Annotated in this window: 26 protein-coding genes; 24 read left to right on the top strand and 2 right to left on the bottom strand. The window is 33.2% G+C overall.

Annotation, left to right across the window (positions count from 1 at the left end; translation table 11 throughout):
• Positions 1 to 6 precede the first annotated feature (6 nt).
• The 24 genes from rplP (at position 7) to OOK82_RS03515 (ending at position 14109) form a co-directional block, all read left to right on the top strand.
• The gene (gene rplP / locus OOK82_RS03630) at positions 7 to 420 is read left to right on the top strand and encodes a 50S ribosomal protein L16 (RefSeq protein ID WP_006012233.1); all 414 of its coding nucleotides are present in this window, start codon (positions 7 to 9) and stop codon (positions 418 to 420) included.
• 11 nt (positions 421 to 431) lie between these two features.
• On the top strand, positions 432 to 635 hold the full coding sequence (gene rpmC, locus OOK82_RS03625) for a 50S ribosomal protein L29 (RefSeq protein ID WP_007302540.1): 204 nt from the start codon (positions 432 to 434) through the stop codon (positions 633 to 635).
• Complete coding sequence (gene rpsQ / locus OOK82_RS03620) at positions 628 to 858, top strand: 30S ribosomal protein S17 (RefSeq protein ID WP_010404696.1); 231 nt, start codon at positions 628 to 630, stop codon at positions 856 to 858. The genes rpmC and rpsQ overlap by 8 nt, the downstream gene beginning before the upstream one ends.
• 18 nt (positions 859 to 876) lie before the next feature.
• Positions 877 to 1236 carry a 50S ribosomal protein L14 gene (rplN, locus tag OOK82_RS03615; RefSeq protein ID WP_264686656.1) on the top strand — a complete coding sequence of 120 codons (360 nt, stop codon included), beginning with the start codon at positions 877 to 879 and terminating at the stop codon, positions 1234 to 1236.
• The gene (gene rplX / locus OOK82_RS03610; protein WP_010404700.1) at positions 1236 to 1553 is read left to right on the top strand and encodes a 50S ribosomal protein L24; all 318 of its coding nucleotides are present in this window, start codon (positions 1236 to 1238) and stop codon (positions 1551 to 1553) included. The genes rplN and rplX overlap by 1 nt, the downstream gene beginning before the upstream one ends.
• Before the next feature lie 6 nt (positions 1554 to 1559).
• Positions 1560 to 2096, top strand: coding sequence for a 50S ribosomal protein L5 (gene rplE / locus OOK82_RS03605; RefSeq protein WP_264374629.1), 537 nt, complete (start codon positions 1560 to 1562; stop codon positions 2094 to 2096).
• A gap of 12 nt (positions 2097 to 2108) precedes the next feature.
• Positions 2109 to 2417 (top strand): 30S ribosomal protein S14, encoded by a 309-nt coding sequence (gene rpsN, locus OOK82_RS03600; RefSeq protein ID WP_007302545.1) that lies wholly within the window; start codon positions 2109 to 2111, stop codon positions 2415 to 2417.
• A gap of 22 nt (positions 2418 to 2439) precedes the next feature.
• Positions 2440 to 2835 carry a 30S ribosomal protein S8 gene (gene rpsH / locus OOK82_RS03595; protein ID WP_007302546.1) on the top strand — a complete coding sequence of 132 codons (396 nt, stop codon included), beginning with the start codon at positions 2440 to 2442 and terminating at the stop codon, positions 2833 to 2835.
• Positions 2836 to 2851: 16 nt separating this feature from the next.
• A complete protein-coding gene (gene rplF / locus OOK82_RS03590) occupies positions 2852 to 3397 on the top strand; it encodes a 50S ribosomal protein L6 (protein WP_010404706.1) in 546 nt (181 codons plus the stop codon).
• 5 nt (positions 3398 to 3402) lie between these two features.
• Positions 3403 to 3774: a 50S ribosomal protein L18 gene (rplR, locus tag OOK82_RS03585; protein WP_052265059.1), complete on the top strand. Its 372-nt coding sequence runs from the start codon at positions 3403 to 3405 to the stop codon at positions 3772 to 3774.
• 12 nt (positions 3775 to 3786) lie between these two features.
• Positions 3787 to 4299 (top strand): 30S ribosomal protein S5, encoded by a 513-nt coding sequence (rpsE, locus tag OOK82_RS03580; protein WP_010404712.1) that lies wholly within the window; start codon positions 3787 to 3789, stop codon positions 4297 to 4299.
• A gap of 3 nt (positions 4300 to 4302) precedes the next feature.
• The gene (gene rplO, locus OOK82_RS03575; RefSeq protein WP_006012263.1) at positions 4303 to 4773 is read left to right on the top strand and encodes a 50S ribosomal protein L15; all 471 of its coding nucleotides are present in this window, start codon (positions 4303 to 4305) and stop codon (positions 4771 to 4773) included.
• A 3-nt stretch (positions 4774 to 4776) separates the two neighbouring features.
• Positions 4777 to 6105, top strand: a complete 1329-nt coding sequence (gene secY, locus OOK82_RS03570; protein ID WP_010404717.1) for a preprotein translocase subunit SecY — start codon at positions 4777 to 4779, stop codon at positions 6103 to 6105.
• Positions 6102 to 6743: an adenylate kinase family protein gene (locus OOK82_RS03565; protein WP_052265056.1), complete on the top strand. Its 642-nt coding sequence runs from the start codon at positions 6102 to 6104 to the stop codon at positions 6741 to 6743. The genes secY and OOK82_RS03565 overlap by 4 nt, the downstream gene beginning before the upstream one ends.
• Before the next feature lie 59 nt (positions 6744 to 6802).
• Positions 6803 to 7171 (top strand): 30S ribosomal protein S13, encoded by a 369-nt coding sequence (rpsM, locus tag OOK82_RS03560; RefSeq protein WP_006012270.1) that lies wholly within the window; start codon positions 6803 to 6805, stop codon positions 7169 to 7171.
• Between the two features lie 24 nt (positions 7172 to 7195).
• Complete coding sequence (rpsK, locus tag OOK82_RS03555) at positions 7196 to 7582, top strand: 30S ribosomal protein S11 (protein WP_006012273.1); 387 nt, start codon at positions 7196 to 7198, stop codon at positions 7580 to 7582.
• A gap of 20 nt (positions 7583 to 7602) precedes the next feature.
• Positions 7603 to 8670, top strand: coding sequence for a DNA-directed RNA polymerase subunit alpha (locus OOK82_RS03550; protein WP_264375913.1), 1068 nt, complete (start codon positions 7603 to 7605; stop codon positions 8668 to 8670).
• Between the two features lie 7 nt (positions 8671 to 8677).
• Positions 8678 to 9106: a 50S ribosomal protein L17 gene (gene rplQ / locus OOK82_RS03545; RefSeq protein ID WP_010404731.1), complete on the top strand. Its 429-nt coding sequence runs from the start codon at positions 8678 to 8680 to the stop codon at positions 9104 to 9106.
• 11 nt (positions 9107 to 9117) lie between these two features.
• Positions 9118 to 9471 carry a YraN family protein gene (locus OOK82_RS03540; protein WP_010404733.1) on the top strand — a complete coding sequence of 118 codons (354 nt, stop codon included), beginning with the start codon at positions 9118 to 9120 and terminating at the stop codon, positions 9469 to 9471.
• Positions 9472 to 9509: 38 nt separating this feature from the next.
• Entirely contained in the window at positions 9510 to 10058 is a 549-nt protein-coding gene (gene atpH, locus OOK82_RS03535) for an ATP synthase F1 subunit delta (protein ID WP_007302557.1), read from the top strand.
• Positions 10055 to 11596, top strand: coding sequence for a F0F1 ATP synthase subunit alpha (atpA, locus tag OOK82_RS03530; protein WP_007302558.1), 1542 nt, complete (start codon positions 10055 to 10057; stop codon positions 11594 to 11596). Before atpH ends, atpA begins: the two co-directional genes overlap by 4 nt.
• A 9-nt stretch (positions 11597 to 11605) precedes the next feature.
• Complete coding sequence (gene greA, locus OOK82_RS03525; protein ID WP_007302559.1) at positions 11606 to 12100, top strand: transcription elongation factor GreA; 495 nt, start codon at positions 11606 to 11608, stop codon at positions 12098 to 12100.
• A 3-nt stretch (positions 12101 to 12103) separates the two neighbouring features.
• Positions 12104 to 12748, top strand: a complete 645-nt coding sequence (gene ribB / locus OOK82_RS03520) for a 3,4-dihydroxy-2-butanone-4-phosphate synthase (protein ID WP_007302560.1) — start codon at positions 12104 to 12106, stop codon at positions 12746 to 12748.
• A 71-nt stretch (positions 12749 to 12819) separates the two neighbouring features.
• On the top strand, positions 12820 to 14109 hold the full coding sequence (locus tag OOK82_RS03515) for a M48 family metalloprotease (RefSeq protein WP_264704462.1): 1290 nt from the start codon (positions 12820 to 12822) through the stop codon (positions 14107 to 14109).
• A 1-nt stretch (position 14110) separates the two neighbouring features.
• On the opposite strand, the gene OOK82_RS03510 is transcribed toward OOK82_RS03515, so the two are convergent.
• Positions 14111 to 14446 carry a TrbC/VirB2 family protein gene (locus tag OOK82_RS03510; RefSeq protein WP_007302562.1) on the bottom strand — a complete coding sequence of 112 codons (336 nt, stop codon included), beginning with the start codon at positions 14444 to 14446 and terminating at the stop codon, positions 14111 to 14113.
• 95 nt (positions 14447 to 14541) lie between these two features.
• Positions 14542 to 15276: a 3-oxoacyl-[acyl-carrier-protein] reductase gene (gene fabG / locus OOK82_RS03505; RefSeq protein ID WP_264704460.1), complete on the bottom strand. Its 735-nt coding sequence runs from the start codon at positions 15274 to 15276 to the stop codon at positions 14542 to 14544.
• Positions 15277 to 15291 lie beyond the last annotated feature (15 nt).

Genomic DNA, 15291 nt, shown 5'->3' with positions numbered 1-15291 from the left:
ATTGAAATGTTTGTTCCCAAAAAGAGTAAATATAAAAAGGTATTTAAGGGGAGAATTAAGGGTAATGCTAAGGGTGGTAGCACGCTGTCTTTTGGAGATTATGGATTAAAAGCTATGGAAGTAGGTAAGGTTCAGTCTAAGCATATTGAAACTGCAAGGCGTGTAATATCTAGAACGTTAAAACGCTCTGGTAAAGTGTGGATAAGAATTTTTCCTGATACCCCGGTTAGTAAAAAGCCAGCAGATGTACGTATGGGTAAAGGGAAAGGTAGTGTTGAATTTTGGGTATTTAAAGCTAAGCCCGGTAGGGTTTTGTTTGAAATTAGTAGTGATGTTCCCATGCATTTAGCAAGATTGGCGCTTGAAAAAGCGACTGCTAAGCTTCCTATGAAGTGTAAATTTATATCTAATCATAATTGAATGGAGTTGCAATGGATATAGTTAAATTTGAATCAGAATCTTCACAAGGATTACATGAACTTCTTGTGAATTTGAGGAAAGAATTTGTTAATTTGGCTTTTCAAAAAAAGCTGGGCCAGTGCAACAATTTTTCGCGTTTTAGCTTAATAAGAAAGAGCATAGCTCGTAGTCTAACTGTATTAAATAGAAGAAAGAGAGAGGGAAAAAATGCCTAAGAAGGTTTTTTGTGGTGTCGTAACTAATGCTGAGTCTGATAAGACTGTAAAGGTTTCGGTGTTACAAGTGTATAAGGATAGGCTGTATAAAAAAGTTATTAAAAAATACAAGAAGTATACAGCACATGATGAGAATAATAGTTGCAAAAAGGGAGATAGGGTTTTAATACAGGAACATAAGCCTATTTCTGTTACTAAAAAATGGGTTGTTATCAATAGCTAAAAAGGAATAGGTATTTATATGATTCAAAAAAATACATTGTTAGAAGTAGCTGATAATTCTGGTGCGCGTGCAGTGCTTTGTATTGGCTTGTTAGGTGGTAGGAAATCTGCATCTGTAGGTGATACGATTATTATATCTACTAAGTCTATTAACCCAAAAGGTAAAGTTGAAAAAGGAAAAGTATATAAAGCAGTTGTTGTTAGAGTAAAAAATAGTGTTAAGAAATCTGATGGTTCTGTAATTCGTTTTTCTAGCAATGCTGTGGTTTTAATTAATGCTCAAGGTGAACCACTTGGCACTCGGGTGTTTGGTCCAGTAAAAAAGTTGTTATCTGGTTCTTTTATGAAAATAATGTCATTAGCTGATGAGGTTTTATAATGAGTGCTAAAATAAAAAGTGGTGATGATATTATAGTTTTAACTGGTAAAGATAAGAGAAAAATTGGTAAGGTAATCAAAGTTATAATACGTGATGCTAAAAAGAAAGTAGTTGTTTCTGGCGTAAATGTGTGTAAGAGACATACTAAACCAAGAGCTGGTAGTGGTGGTGGTATATTGAATAAAGAGTTAGCTATTGATGTATCCAATGTTGCAATATTGGATCCTAAGTGTAAAACTCCAACTAAAGTAGGATTTAAGATTATAGATGGTAGAAAAGTGCGTTTTGCAAAAGTTTCTGGAGAAGTGATAGATTAGGTTGATATGTTTAAACAATTGTATAAAGATAATATAGTAAAATCCTTAAAGGATAAGTTTAATTACGGCAATGTAATGCAAGTGCCTAAACTTGTCAAGGTGTGTATCAATATGGGCGTTGGAGATGCTGCTACGGACAATAAAGCGATAAATGAGCCATTTGATAATCTACATTTGATTGCTGGGCAAAAGCCTGTGTTAACCTTTGCAAAAAAATCTATTTCTGGTTTCAAAATTAGAAAAGGTGCAACTGTAGGTTGTAAAGTGACTTTGCGTAGAAATAAAATGTATGAATTCTTAGAAAGATTAATATATATTGCTTTGCCAAGGGAAAAAGATTTTAGAGGGTTTAGTGTGAAGCAATTTGATGGTCATGGTAATTTTTCCCTTGGTATCAAGGAGCATATATCATTTTTAGAAATAGACTATGATAAAATAAGTAAAATTAGAGGTATGGATATTAATATTATAACAAGTGCAGTTAGTGATAAGGAAGCAAAGGAATTATTACTGGCTCTTAAATTCCCTTTTTTTGATAATTGAGAGAAAATATATATGGCAAAAAAATCCATGATACAGAAGAATCTTCGTAGAATAAAGTTATGCGATCAGTATAGGGAGAGAAGGGAAGAATTAAAATCTATAATGAATAATAAGGATTTATCTATTGCAAAAAGGTTTGCAGCTCAAAGTAAGCTGATTAAAAAATTGCCTAGAGATTCTTCTAAAATCAGAATTAGGAATAGATGCGCTTTAACTGGTAGGCCGAGAGGAGTATATAGAAAATTTGGTTTATGTAGGATTGTTTTACGTGATTTGTGTTCTTTTGGACAAGTTCCAGGGGTTACAAAATCTAGTTGGTAAATGTGATATAAGGAGTGTAATAGTGTCGTTATCTGATGGTATTGGTGATTTTTTAACAAGAATACGTAATGCTCAATTGGCAATGCATAGGGAAACAAGAGTCCTATTCTCTAAAGTGAATTCTTCTATATTGAAGATCTTAAAAGAGGAAGGGTATATTCTTAATTATGAAAAGCAAGAGAGTGATAGTATCCCTTCGCTTGTTGTGCAGTTGAAGTATTATGATAAATCACCTGTGATTAATGATATAGCTAGGGTATCAAAGCCCGGTTGTCGTTATTATTCTAAGTGTAAGGACATTTCTAAAGCATATAATGGTCTTGGAATTTTTATTATATCTACACCGAAAGGAGTGATGACCGATTATAATGCACGTAGATTAAAAGTTGGTGGAGAAGTTTTGTGTCGTGTATTTTAAATGATAGGAGAAATGTATGTCTCGTATAGGTGCCGCACCTATCAATATTCCTGCTGATCTTTCAGTTGAATATAATGATGGTAGGGTATTAATAAGAAGTGTTAGGGCAGAAAAAGAGCTGAACTTGTGTAGTGGCATTCTGTGTCAGATAGTTGATAATCAATTGTTACTTTCTGTTGATCAAGGCAGGGATGATTATGATAAAATAAAATCTATATGGGGCACTTATAGAAGTAATATTAATAACATGATTAACGGTATGGTTAATGATTTTTCTGTTGATCTTGAGATTAATGGTGTGGGGTATAAAGCAGAATGTGATGATAAGTATTTGACTTTATATCTTGGTTATAGTCATAATATTAAGTATAAAGTGCCTAAAGACGTTGAGATTAAGTGTATAAAGCCAACTCATTTAGTGATTCGCGGTATGGATAAGCAAAAAGTCTATATGGTGGCTTCTGATATATGCAAAATTAGAAAATATGATCCTTATAAAGGTAAGGGTATTGTAATAAAAGGCAAATTTATGCTGCGTAAGGTTGTAAATAAAAAGAAGTAATTAAAATGAAAAGATTGTATAATTTTTTAAGTAGCTATGAAAAAAGGAAACTTCGTAATAGAGCGAAGCTCGATAAGAGCGCTGGACGTTTACGTATATCCGTATTTAAGTCTAATAAACATTTTTACGTTCAGTTGATTAACGATGCAAAAGGAATAACCCTAGCTTCTGCTTCTACTTTGGATGATAAAATTAGGAATGTATGTAAAGGTAGGGTCAATGCTGAAACTATAAAACAGGTTTCTTCTTTATTGATTGAGCGTCTGCCTAGTACAAAATTGCAGCAGCGGTTCGTCTTTGATCGGGGAGCATATAAGTATACAGGATTGATTTCTCAATTTGCTGAGGCTTTAAGAAGCTCTGGATTTAAATTTTAGAAGGTTTTAAATATGGCTGTAAAGAATTTACAAAATAATAATGATTTATCAGAACTTTTGGTTTCAGTGCGAAGGGTAACAACGGTTACTAAAGGTGGTAGAAGATTTTCATTTTCAACTTTGGTTGTTGTTGGTGATGGTAAGGGTAGGGTAGGATGTGGAATAGGTAAACACGCAGAGGTTGCTGAAGCAAGAGTGAAAGCTGTAAATGCTGCAAAGAAGTCGATGATTAGGGTGTACTTACGTGAAGGTAGAACTTTACATCATGATATTAAAGCTAAATTTTGTTCTGGTGAGATAGTTTTAAGAGCTGCAAGAACTGGAACAGGTATTATTGCTGGTGGAGCAATGAGGTCGGTTTTTGAGGTATTAGGTATAAAGGATGTGGTAGCTAAGTCTACTAGATCAAATGATCCCCATAATATTATATGTGCAGTATTTAAGGCTTTTGATGTTATGTTATCTCCTCGCCAAGTGGCAGGTAAGAGGGGTAAAAAGATTAGTGAGATAGTTGGAAATAGGTAAAGTATGAATGATGCTGTAAAATTAAATTCTGTGTTTACCAAATTATCTAAGAAAAAGAAGCCTAAATTATTAGGTAGAGGTATTGGTTGTGGTAAAGGTAAAACATCTGGTAGGGGGCATAAAGGGCAAAAAGCGAGAAGTGGCGTTTCTATAAATGGTTTTGAAGGTGGACAGCAGTCTATATATACTCGTTTACCTAAAAGAGGTTTTAAGCCTATACGCAAAAACTTATACTCTATATTTAATGTTGGTGATGTACAGTGCTTAATGGAAGCTAAAAAAATAGTCAAGGATTCTATCATAGATAAGGAGCTACTGCATAAATTAGGTTTTATCAGATCTGTTAAAAGTAAAATCAAACTTCTTAATAAGGGTAAATTAAGCGAAAAATTTGTGTTTCATGTTGATTTTGCATCAGAAGCTGCAAAAAGATCTGTAGCTTCAGTTGGTGGTAGTGTAGAAATACTATCGTAAATCATGAGCAGTAAATTTGCATTTAATAGTTTGGATTCTACGTTGTTATATAAAAGTGATTTACTAAAGCGTATATTTTTTACGCTAATGGCTTTAGTTTGTTATCGTTTAGGCACTTATGTTCCTATTCCTGGAGTTAATCTTGATATAATCAATGATATATTTCCAAAAGAGAGTTCTGGTGTTTTTGGAGTATTTAATTTATTTTCTGGTGGCGCTTTAGCTAGAATGACGATCTTGGCGTTAAACGTTATGCCATACATAGTTGCATCCATAGTTATGCAATTATTATCTTCTGCCGTTAAAGGAATCAATGAAATTAAAAATGAAGGAGAGTTAGGACGTCGAAAGATGAACTCTTATATACGCTATATGACTATAGTGTTTTGTATCTTTCAATCAATTACGATCTTAATAGGGTTAGAAAGAATGAATAGGGAAGGGGTATTAGTTGTAGTTGAACCTGGTATTATGTTTCGTACTATAGGTGTCTTTAGCCTTTTAGGTGGAACTATATTTTTAATATGGCTTGGTGAGCGGATCAGTGTGAGCGGTATAGGCAATGGTATCTCATTAATCATTTTTACTGGCATAACATCTGAATTACATAATGCTTTATCATCTCTGCTAACATTAAATAAAAATGGTAGTATGTCGTTTTTCATTACCCTTTTTGTTATAGCATTGTTTTTTTTACTGCTCCTTTTAGTCATTTTTACAGAATCTTCTTATAGAAAGGTAATTGTTCAATATCCCAAAAAACAGTTTAAAAAATTACATAATGATGATTTTACTTACATTCCATTGAAGATCAATTTATCTGGTGTAATACCAACTATTTTTGCTAACGCAATTCTATTAACACCTATTTCAATTGCAAATTTCTATAAAGGTCATGCCATTGCTGATTTTATTTTAAACTACTTTATGGCAAATAAAGTGATGTACATTATAACTTACTTAATACTCATAGTACTTTTTAATTTTTTCTATACCAATTTTATATTTAATCCAGAGGAAAATGCTGATTTTCTTAGGAAAAATGGTGGTTTTATTCCTGGTAGAGGGCCTGGAAAACATACTTCTGATTATCTTCAAGATATAGTTTTTAAATTAACATTTATTGGGTCTGCGTATTTGGTGGTAATATGTACTATACCTGAAATTATGAGGTATCATTATGATATACCATTTATTTTTGGTGGGACGAGCTTGCTGATTATAGTTAACGTTATTACTGATACTATTATGCAAGTACAATCTTATGTTTTTTCAAATAGGTACGATAGTTGGATAAAGAAATATGAGTCTAAAACAAGGAGACTAAAGTGATTATTACAATTTTTGGTCCTCCTGGCTCTGGTAAGGGTACTCAGTCCAGTTTGTTAATAGCAAAGTATAATTTTAAATTAGTTTCAGTAGGAGATTTATTAAGGAATATTATATCTAGTGGGAGTAAATTAGGTAAAGGAATAAAGGATACTGTTGAATCTGGTAATTTAATTCAAGATGAAGTTATATGTAAATTATTGTGTGACCAGCTTGCATTAATAGATGGTGATTTTTTGTTAGATGGTTTTCCAAGAAATTTAAATCAAGCTCATTTTTTAACTCAAGTTTTGCAAAAAAGATGCAATAGGGATGTTGATCTTGTAATTGAGTTGCAGCTTGACGATAATATTGCAATTGATAGATTAAAAGATCGTCTTACTTGTTTGGATTGTAAAAGTATATATAGTATATCTTCTTTTAAGAATACTACTTGTGCTAAATGTAAAAGTACGAGATTGGAGAAGAGAATTGATGATGCTAATATGCTTGCAATTAATAAGAGGATAAGAGAATATCATTCTCAGATAGAGGGTTTGCGCGAGTATTATAAGGACAAGTTGTTAACAATTAACGCTAATTTGAGTGTTGATAGAGTAATGCAAGAGATTGAAAGTAAAATTTCTTGTAATTTGATTTGACTATAAGTTGTTTTATGGTATAAATTAAGAGTTATTATTAATAAAGTATCGAGGTATCAGTGGCACGTATTGCAGGCATAAATGTTCCGGTGAAGAAGTGTATTCCTTTTGCATTAACTTATATACATGGTATAGGTATTACTACTGCGAATATAATTTGTCGTAGCTGTAAAATTGATGAGCGTAAGCGTGTTTCAGAATTACAAGATGAAGATATAGAGAAAATTAGTAGTTTTATTAGGCAAAAATATGTCATAGAGGGTGAGCTCAGAAAAAAAGTGGCTATGGATATAAAATCTTTAATGGAAATCGGTTGCTATAGAGGATTAAGGCATAGAAAAGGTTTGCCTGTGAGGGGACAAAGAACCCATACTAATGCTAAAACTCGTAAAGGCAGATCTAAATTGCCTATTGCTGGAAAAAAATAAAATTTGTTATTATCGTGAGTTTTTATGAAAAAAGTTAAAACGGTTGGTAAGAATACAAAAAGGTTTATTACTGGTATTGTCCATATTCGTGCAACTTTTAATAATACTTTTGTAAATGTGACTGATGTTTGTGGTAATACGCTTTACCAGACTTCTGTTGGTGCATGTGGTTTTTCTGGTTCGAGAAAATCTACACCTTATGCTGCAGGTAAGGTTGCCGATTCTGCTGCGAAGAAAGTAATAGAGAGATTTGGTATGAAGGTTGTTTCTGTAATAATTCGTGGTCCTGGTTTTGGTGCAGAAGCTGCAGTTAAAGCACTTAGGAATTGTGGATTGACTGTCACTTCAATTGCAGATAAAACGGCGATACCTCATAATGGGTGTAGACTAAGGAAAAAAAGAAGAGTATAGGATATTTGGAAGGTTTTTGTATGTATTATAGTGATAATGTCTCTTTCTGTGGAAATTTAGATAGATTAACTAAGCCTAATGCGATTAAGGTAATATCAGGTGATTCAAGTAAAAAAGGTGATATAGTTCTAGAACCTTTGGAAAGTGGTTTTGCTTTAACGTTGGGTCATGCATTAAGGCGTGTAATGTTGTCTTCTCTTCGCGGTAGTGCTGTTTATGGAATAAAAATTGAAGGCGTGAATCATGAATTTACTTCGATCCAAGGAGTTAGGGAAGACATAACTGATATAGCATTAAATATGGGCATGTTGAGATGTAAGCTAAATAACACGTCTAATAAGTGCTTAAATTTGAGCGCTAAAGGGCCTTGTCAAGTATTAGCTGGAATGATAGAAACTGATGACCAATGCTCTATTGTTAATAAAGATTTGGTGATATGTACACTAGGTCAAGATGTGGAGCTTAACATTACTATATATGTTGCTAGCGGAAAAGGTTATCTTCCTGTAAATAAATATAAAGAAAATGAATTTTTAAAGCTTATGAATGAACAAGATTTAATTGGTTTTATTCCAGTTAATGCTTTATATAGTCCTGTCGAGAGGGTTTCGTATAGAGTAGAGAATAGTCGTGTTGGTCAAGTTACTGATAAAGATAAGCTAATATTGTCAATTGAAACTGATGGTACAATCTCTCCAAGTCAAGCTGTTGACTATGCTGCAAGAATATTACAGGAGCAATTTCAGCCTTTTATTAGTTCTGATATGAGTTATAAAAAATCGCAGGTTTCTTTGTCTAGTGGTGCTAAAGATTTGGGCTATGATCCTGTTCTATTGCGTAAAGTAGATGAAATGGAATTATCTGTTAGATCTCATAACTGTCTGAAAAATGAAAATATCACTTATATAGGTGATCTTGTGCAAAAGACGGAAGTTGAAATGTTAAGAACTGCTAATTTTGGCCGAAAGTCTTTGAATGAAATCAAGGCAATTTTAAATAATTCAGGTTTGTCTTTGGGTATGAATATACCAAATTGGCCGCCTAAGGATATAGATGAACTGGCTAAACAACATACTGATGAGGATTAGGTAGTATATGAAACATGGAATAAAGAAAAATAAACTGTCTCGTTGTACCGAGCATAGGTTATCAATGTTAAAGAATCTATCTATCTCGTTAATTAATCATGAGCAGATTGTAACTACTTTACCAAAGGCTAAAGCACTTCGTCCATATGTGGAAAAGTTTATTACAATTGCTAAGAATAACGATTCTTTACATGGTAGAAGGCTTTTGCTTTCACGTCTTCATAATAGTAAGTTAGTAGTTGATAAATTATTAAGCGTTCTAGCTAATCGTTATCAAGACCGTAAAGGTGGATATTCTAGAATAATAAAATTTGGTACTCGAAAGGGTGATTGCGCTCCAATGGCAGTGATAGAGCTAGTTGATAGAGATATTTCAGCAAAAGGTGAGATTTATAGTAAAAATAAAAAAGGAAGCAAAGTAGTTACACAAAGCTAATTATTCTTTTTATGGTAAGTAGGTTACGCTATTTTGTAGGTTACTTTGGAGAATTGTTAGTTTCGATATATTTAAAGCTGAAATTCTATAATGTTATAAAACGTCGCTTCCGTTGTAAGTTGGGTGAAATTGACTTAATTGTATCTAAAAAAAGGGAGCTGATTTTTATAGAAGTTAAAACAAGTTTATTTGGAAAAGAAGTACCGATATCTCATTTTCAGTGTCAGTCTATTATAAATTCTTCTAAATATTTCTTAAGTAAAAATCTTGATTTTTTAGATTATTCAGTCAGATATGATTTATGTTTTCTTTCCTTAAGGAGAAGACCTATTTATATAAAAAATGCTTGGATTGAACAATGGTAGCTAAAATAATTTAGATTTACTAGAACAGGTAATTGAATATGAAAAACAATAATTTAGTTTCATCTTATGCTAGAGCACTGTTTCATGTCTCAGGAAGCAGATTAGGTATTATAAGAAAAGAAGTAGAATTTTTGTTAGCTTTTTTTAAAGATCAAGATGTTTTTGTGTATCTATCTCATCCTATGGTTTCTCTTTTGCACAAAAAAGAAGCGATACTTTCTATAAAGGAGAACTTGAGTGAAAACTTAGTCAAATTTATTATGGTTACACTTGCAAACAAGCGCTCCCGTTTATTAATCCTTATATTAGAAAAATTCTTAAATCTTGTAAGGGAAAGTGAAAATGAATTGGAAATTACTATAAAATCAGCAGAGATTTTAAAGAAACCTGATATAAAAATAATTACTGAATCTTTGAACTTTCTTGGTAAAATAATAAAAGTCAGTCATGTGGTTGATCCTTCTATACTAGGTGGCTTTGTAGTTAGGTATGGTTTTAACGTGATTGATGCTTCGCTTAAGAGTTATTTGGATAGATTGGTTGATTTGAGTAAAATGGAAATGTTGAAAATAAGGAATTGTATATGAAGAATAGCATAAATGCCTCTGAAGTAGTAAACATAATAAAAGAGAAGGTTGAGACATTTGATAATCCTATAAAACGAGAAAATATAGGTGAAGTAATTTCAGTAACGGATGGTATCACATTGGTCTATGGGCTGGAAAAAGCAAAGTTTGGTGAAAAGGTATCTTTTGCAAGCGGTGTAGAAGGAATAGTTCTTGATTTAGATCATGATACAGCTGGAATAGTTGTGCTTGGCAATGACCGTGATGTAAAAGAAGGGGACGTTGTAAAATGTAGTGGTGATGTTGTACAGGTGCCTGTAGGTCATGAATTATTAGGGAGAGTTGTAAATGCATTAGGCGATCCTATAGACGATGGCGGAGAAATTAGAGCCAAGAACAAAATGTATATAGAATCTAAAGCGCCAGGTATTATTGACCGTAAATCTGTGCATGAACCTCTGCAGACAGGAATTAAAATTATAGATTTGTTGATTCCTATAGGTAGAGGGCAACGTGAATTAATTATTGGCGATAGACAAATTGGTAAAACCACTATTGCGATTGATACTATTATCAATCAGAAGAAGATTAACGATGAGGTAAACGAAAATCAAAAAATTTACTGTGTTTATGTTGCTATTGGACAAAAAATTTCGACAGTAGCAAAAGTGGTGAATAAGCTAAAAGAAAGTGGAGCATTAGAGTATACAACCGTAGTTGTGGCTAGCGCATCTGACTGCGCGCCTATGCAATTTTTAGCACCTTATACCGGTTGCACTATTGGAGAATTTTTCCGTGATAATGGAATGCATTGCTTGGTGGTATATGATGATTTATCTAAGCATGCTGTGGCATATAGGCAGATGTCCTTATTGCTCAGACGTCCTCCTGGTCGTGAAGCTTATCCTGGAGATATATTCTATGTACACTCTCGCTTGCTTGAAAGAGCTGCCAAAATGTCTGATGAAAAAGGACAGGGATCTTTGACTGCTTTGCCGATTATTGAGACTCAGGCTGGCGATGTATCTGCATATGTTCCAACTAATGTGATTTCAATTACAGATGGACAAATTTTTCTTGAGTCTGAATTGTTTCACAAAGGATTTCGCCCTGCAGTGAATATAGGTTTATCGGTTTCTCGGGTTGGCTCTGCTGCACAATTGAAATCTGTGAAAAAAGTTGCTGGTTCTATAAAGCTGAGTTTGGCCCAATATAGAGAACTGGAAGACTTTGCTAAATTTGGTTCTGATCTTGATGCTACTGTTCAATTGTCCTTAAACAAAGGTAAATACCTTATTGAATTATTAAAGCAAAAACAGTATTCACCTATGCAAATAGAAGAGCAAGTATTGCTTATGTATATCTTTTCTAATCTGTATGGTCAATTAAATAAGGTACAGGTGAGCAACATCAATAGGTTCGAGTGTGATCTTATCAATTATTTTCAAACTGTTCACCCTGGAGTTTTAAAAAAGTTGTCAGGTGACATGAATGATGATATAAAAGATGATATTCTTGGTATTGTGAGTGATTTTGTCACTCAATTTAATTGCGTTTAGGCGGTGATTATGACTTCATCCATTGTTAACAAGTTTCCTATTACAAGGGAAGGTTTTGAGAGTATGCAAGTTGAACTTGAGAAATTAAAGGAAGAAAAACCTTCTATCATACAGGCTATTTCTGATGCTCGTGATCAAGGCGATTTATCTGAAAATGCAGAATATCATGCAGCACGGGAAAGATTAAGTTTTATTGAAGGCCGCATAATTGAGGTAGAGAGTAAACTTTCACATGCAGAAGTGATAGAAGTAAAAAATTTGTCTGGTGATACAGTAATGTTTGGTGCAACTGTTACGGTAAGCATGCTCGGTGATGATAACAGTGAAATAGAATATGTTTATAAGATTGTAGGTGGGTATGAAGCTGATGCTTCAAAGCAGTTGATCTCTACGGATTCACCACTCGGTAGTGCTTTAATTGGCAAAAAAGTTGGTGAGTATGTGGAAGTGATAGTGCCAAATGGAGAGAAATTGTATAAAATAGTTAAGATTGAGTTTAAGTAAATCATGGTACAAGTAACTTATCCTTCAATTAGTCTACCCGGTATTTCTTCTGTGGAAGATGTATTGAGGGATGCTAGTTCTGGTAAATTATTCATTTTAGTTGACGATGAAAACAGAGAGAATGAAGGTGATCTGATTGTATTAGCTGAGAAATTAGAGCCAGAACATGTGGCTTTTATGGTTAGATACGGTACAGGGATTGTTTGTTTAGCAATGACTAAAGTTCACATGAAAAGGTTAGGCCTTAGTTTCATGGAAAAAAAAAATGTTGGTGAAAATCATACTGCTTTTACTACATCAATTGATGCACGTTATGGTATTACTACGGGTGTTTCAGCTGAGGATAGAACAAAAACTATACATGTTGCTATTGATAAAAATAGAACTCAGGATGACATTATAACTCCCGGTCATATTTTTCCTGTGATTGCACATGAGGGTGGAGTAGAGCAACGTGCTGGTCATACTGAAGCAAGTGTTGAGATAGCTAAGTTAGTGGGATGTAATCATTCTGCAGTTATTTGTGAATTAGTGAATGATGATGGCTCTATGATGCGCTTACCCCAGTTGCTTGAATTTGCTGAACAACATAATATTAAGTTAACTACCATTGATAAACTTATCAGTTACGTTCAAAATTTAAACTAGCGTTTATAGATTCGTATAGTTTAAGTGTTAAAATATAAAATTCCTCAAAGTTATACAAACAAGGAATTTCCATGTCTAAGCTTTTTGTTTTACTATTTTTTTTCGTATACTGTAATAGCGCTTACTCTGTTAGTATTATTAGAGATAGTGAAGTGGAAGCGGTAGTTAAGGATCTAGCGCAACCTTTATTTTCTGCTGCGGGTATTGATAATGATAAAATAAAAGTTTTTATAGTTGATGATAGATCGATTAATGCTTTTGTAATTAACAATAATAGCATTTTCATTCATTTAGGGCTTTTACAATATTCGACTGAACCTTATGTCTTACTTGGTATATTAGCACATGAAATTGCTCATATATCTGCTGGTCATGTATTACAAATGAGTAGTGCTGTAGGTTATTTTCAATCAATAGCAATGATTAGTTATATGGTAGGATTAGTTTCTAGTATTGTCATTAACCCTCAGGTTGCGAGTGCAATCTTGCTTAGTGGTGTAACGCTTAGTTCAAGGTTGTTTTTTAACTATTCTCAAGAGCAAGAGAGTGTAGCAGATAGCTATGCTTTAAGATACCTAGATGAATCTGGCTATGATAATTTGGGTATGAAAGAGATTTTTGACTATTTTAAGAGTATTGAGCATGAAAACACTGAAGAGTATTTCCGCACTCACCCACTTAGTGATAAGCGTATATTTGCTGTACAGAATTATAAGGTTAAAAACAATATAAAACCAATCCTTGCAGATAAATTGCTGAAGTTTGAGCGTATGGTTGCAAAGCTAGACTCTTTCTTTGCTCCTATTCATGTGTTATCTAATAAATATGAAGGTAGTTCTAAGTATGTAAATTCTGTAATTCACTATAGGCAAGGAAAGATCGAAGAGGCTATTACTAAAGTTAATTCATTGATTCAAGAGTCACGCAATGATCCTTATTTATATGAATTAAAAGCGGAGATGTTATACAAAGCTGGAAATTTAAGTGAAGCAATAAAAATGTATGAAGAATCACTTAGATATTTATCTGAGAAGAATAACTATTTAGTGAAACTTGCATTATCTCATACTTTATTGTTATACGGTGACGTAGAGAAGGCAATTTTTTACCTGGAGCAGATTGCAAGCGTAGAAGCAAATAACGCTTTTGTCTGGAAGTATTTAAGTATTGCATATAAACGTAGCGCTGATATGGCAATGTATTACTTTGCTTTGACAAAGAAGGCTTGTATTGAAGGTGATTTAGAGAAATTTATGAAATACGCTGAGGTAGCTGTTAAAACTTTACCGAAAGACAGTCATTATTTGTTACAGATTGAAGACATGAAGGAACAATACACACAAAAATATCCTGATTTTTAAGTTATTTTTCCCCACACTTGCTCAACATACTATCTTGTTTAATGCTATCGGGTATAATTTTCATTATAATCGCTTTGGCACCAAAAAATACACCACAAAACATACCTAGGGCAAAGAGAGCTGGCCATGGCATTCTACCAAATATTGCAAGCAAAGCTGCACCTATTATGACTACAGTCATAAGTGGCCCACCTATTCCCCAAATATAACCAATAATATTGCATATTACTTGGGCAGTTGTATCATCTATATCAGTAGCAGCATTTGCGTAATCTGAAAAAGAGAGAAACAGCACTATACATAAAGCATTAAAAAATTTTTTTATTATATAGCTCATTCTTTTGCCTCCAAGTAATAAACTAGTGTGAATCTAAATTTATATATATATTTATTTTAGGGTAAAACTCATAGTTTGTCCATAAATAAGTGTTGCTACATAAATAGCCCACCATTGATGTTAAGCACATGCCCCGTTATATATCTTGCTTCGTCGCTTGCTAAAAACAATACTCCTGCTGCTATTTCTTTCCCTGTTCCCATTCTTTGCATTGGAATATTATCTAATATTTTTTCTTTTTGTTTTTCATTTAAAACTTCAGTCATCTTAGTATCTATAAACCCAGGAGCAATGCAATTTACTGTTACACCGCGACTTGCAACTTCTTTTGCTATAGATTTACTCATGGCTATTATCCCAGCTTTAGAAGCTGCATAATTTGCTTGCCCGGCATTGCCTGTTAAACCTACTATTGAGGAAACATTTATAATTCTTCCCCAGCTATTTTTAATTAATTTCCTGCATGCTTCTCTATTTAGTGTAAATGTAGAGCTCAAATTAATATCAATCACCTTTTGCCATGATTCATCTGTCATTCTCAGTAATAAACTGTCTTGTGTAATGCCTGCATTGCATATGAGCCCATCAAAGCCTTTCATCAACTCACTTGCTTTATTTATTAGTTGATTTACCTCTTCAGGATTTGATAAGTCGCAAGGAAGTACATAAATGTTTTTTTCATATTTTTTAGCAACTTCTTCTAGTACTTCTTTTTTTGTGCCAGAGATACATAAAGTTGCTCCGGCTTTATGCATAACCTCTACAATTGCCTGCCCTATTCCGCCTGATGCACCAGTAATCAGAAATTTCCTGTCTTCTAATCCGAACATGATAATTTTTATATT

This window comes from Wolbachia endosymbiont (group B) of Apotomis betuletana (genome assembly GCF_947250475.1).
Classification (GTDB): Bacteria; Pseudomonadota; Alphaproteobacteria; order Rickettsiales; family Anaplasmataceae; genus Wolbachia.
The sequence above is the reverse complement of the archived record's forward strand: the minus strand, read 5'-3'. Positions and strand labels throughout refer to the sequence as shown.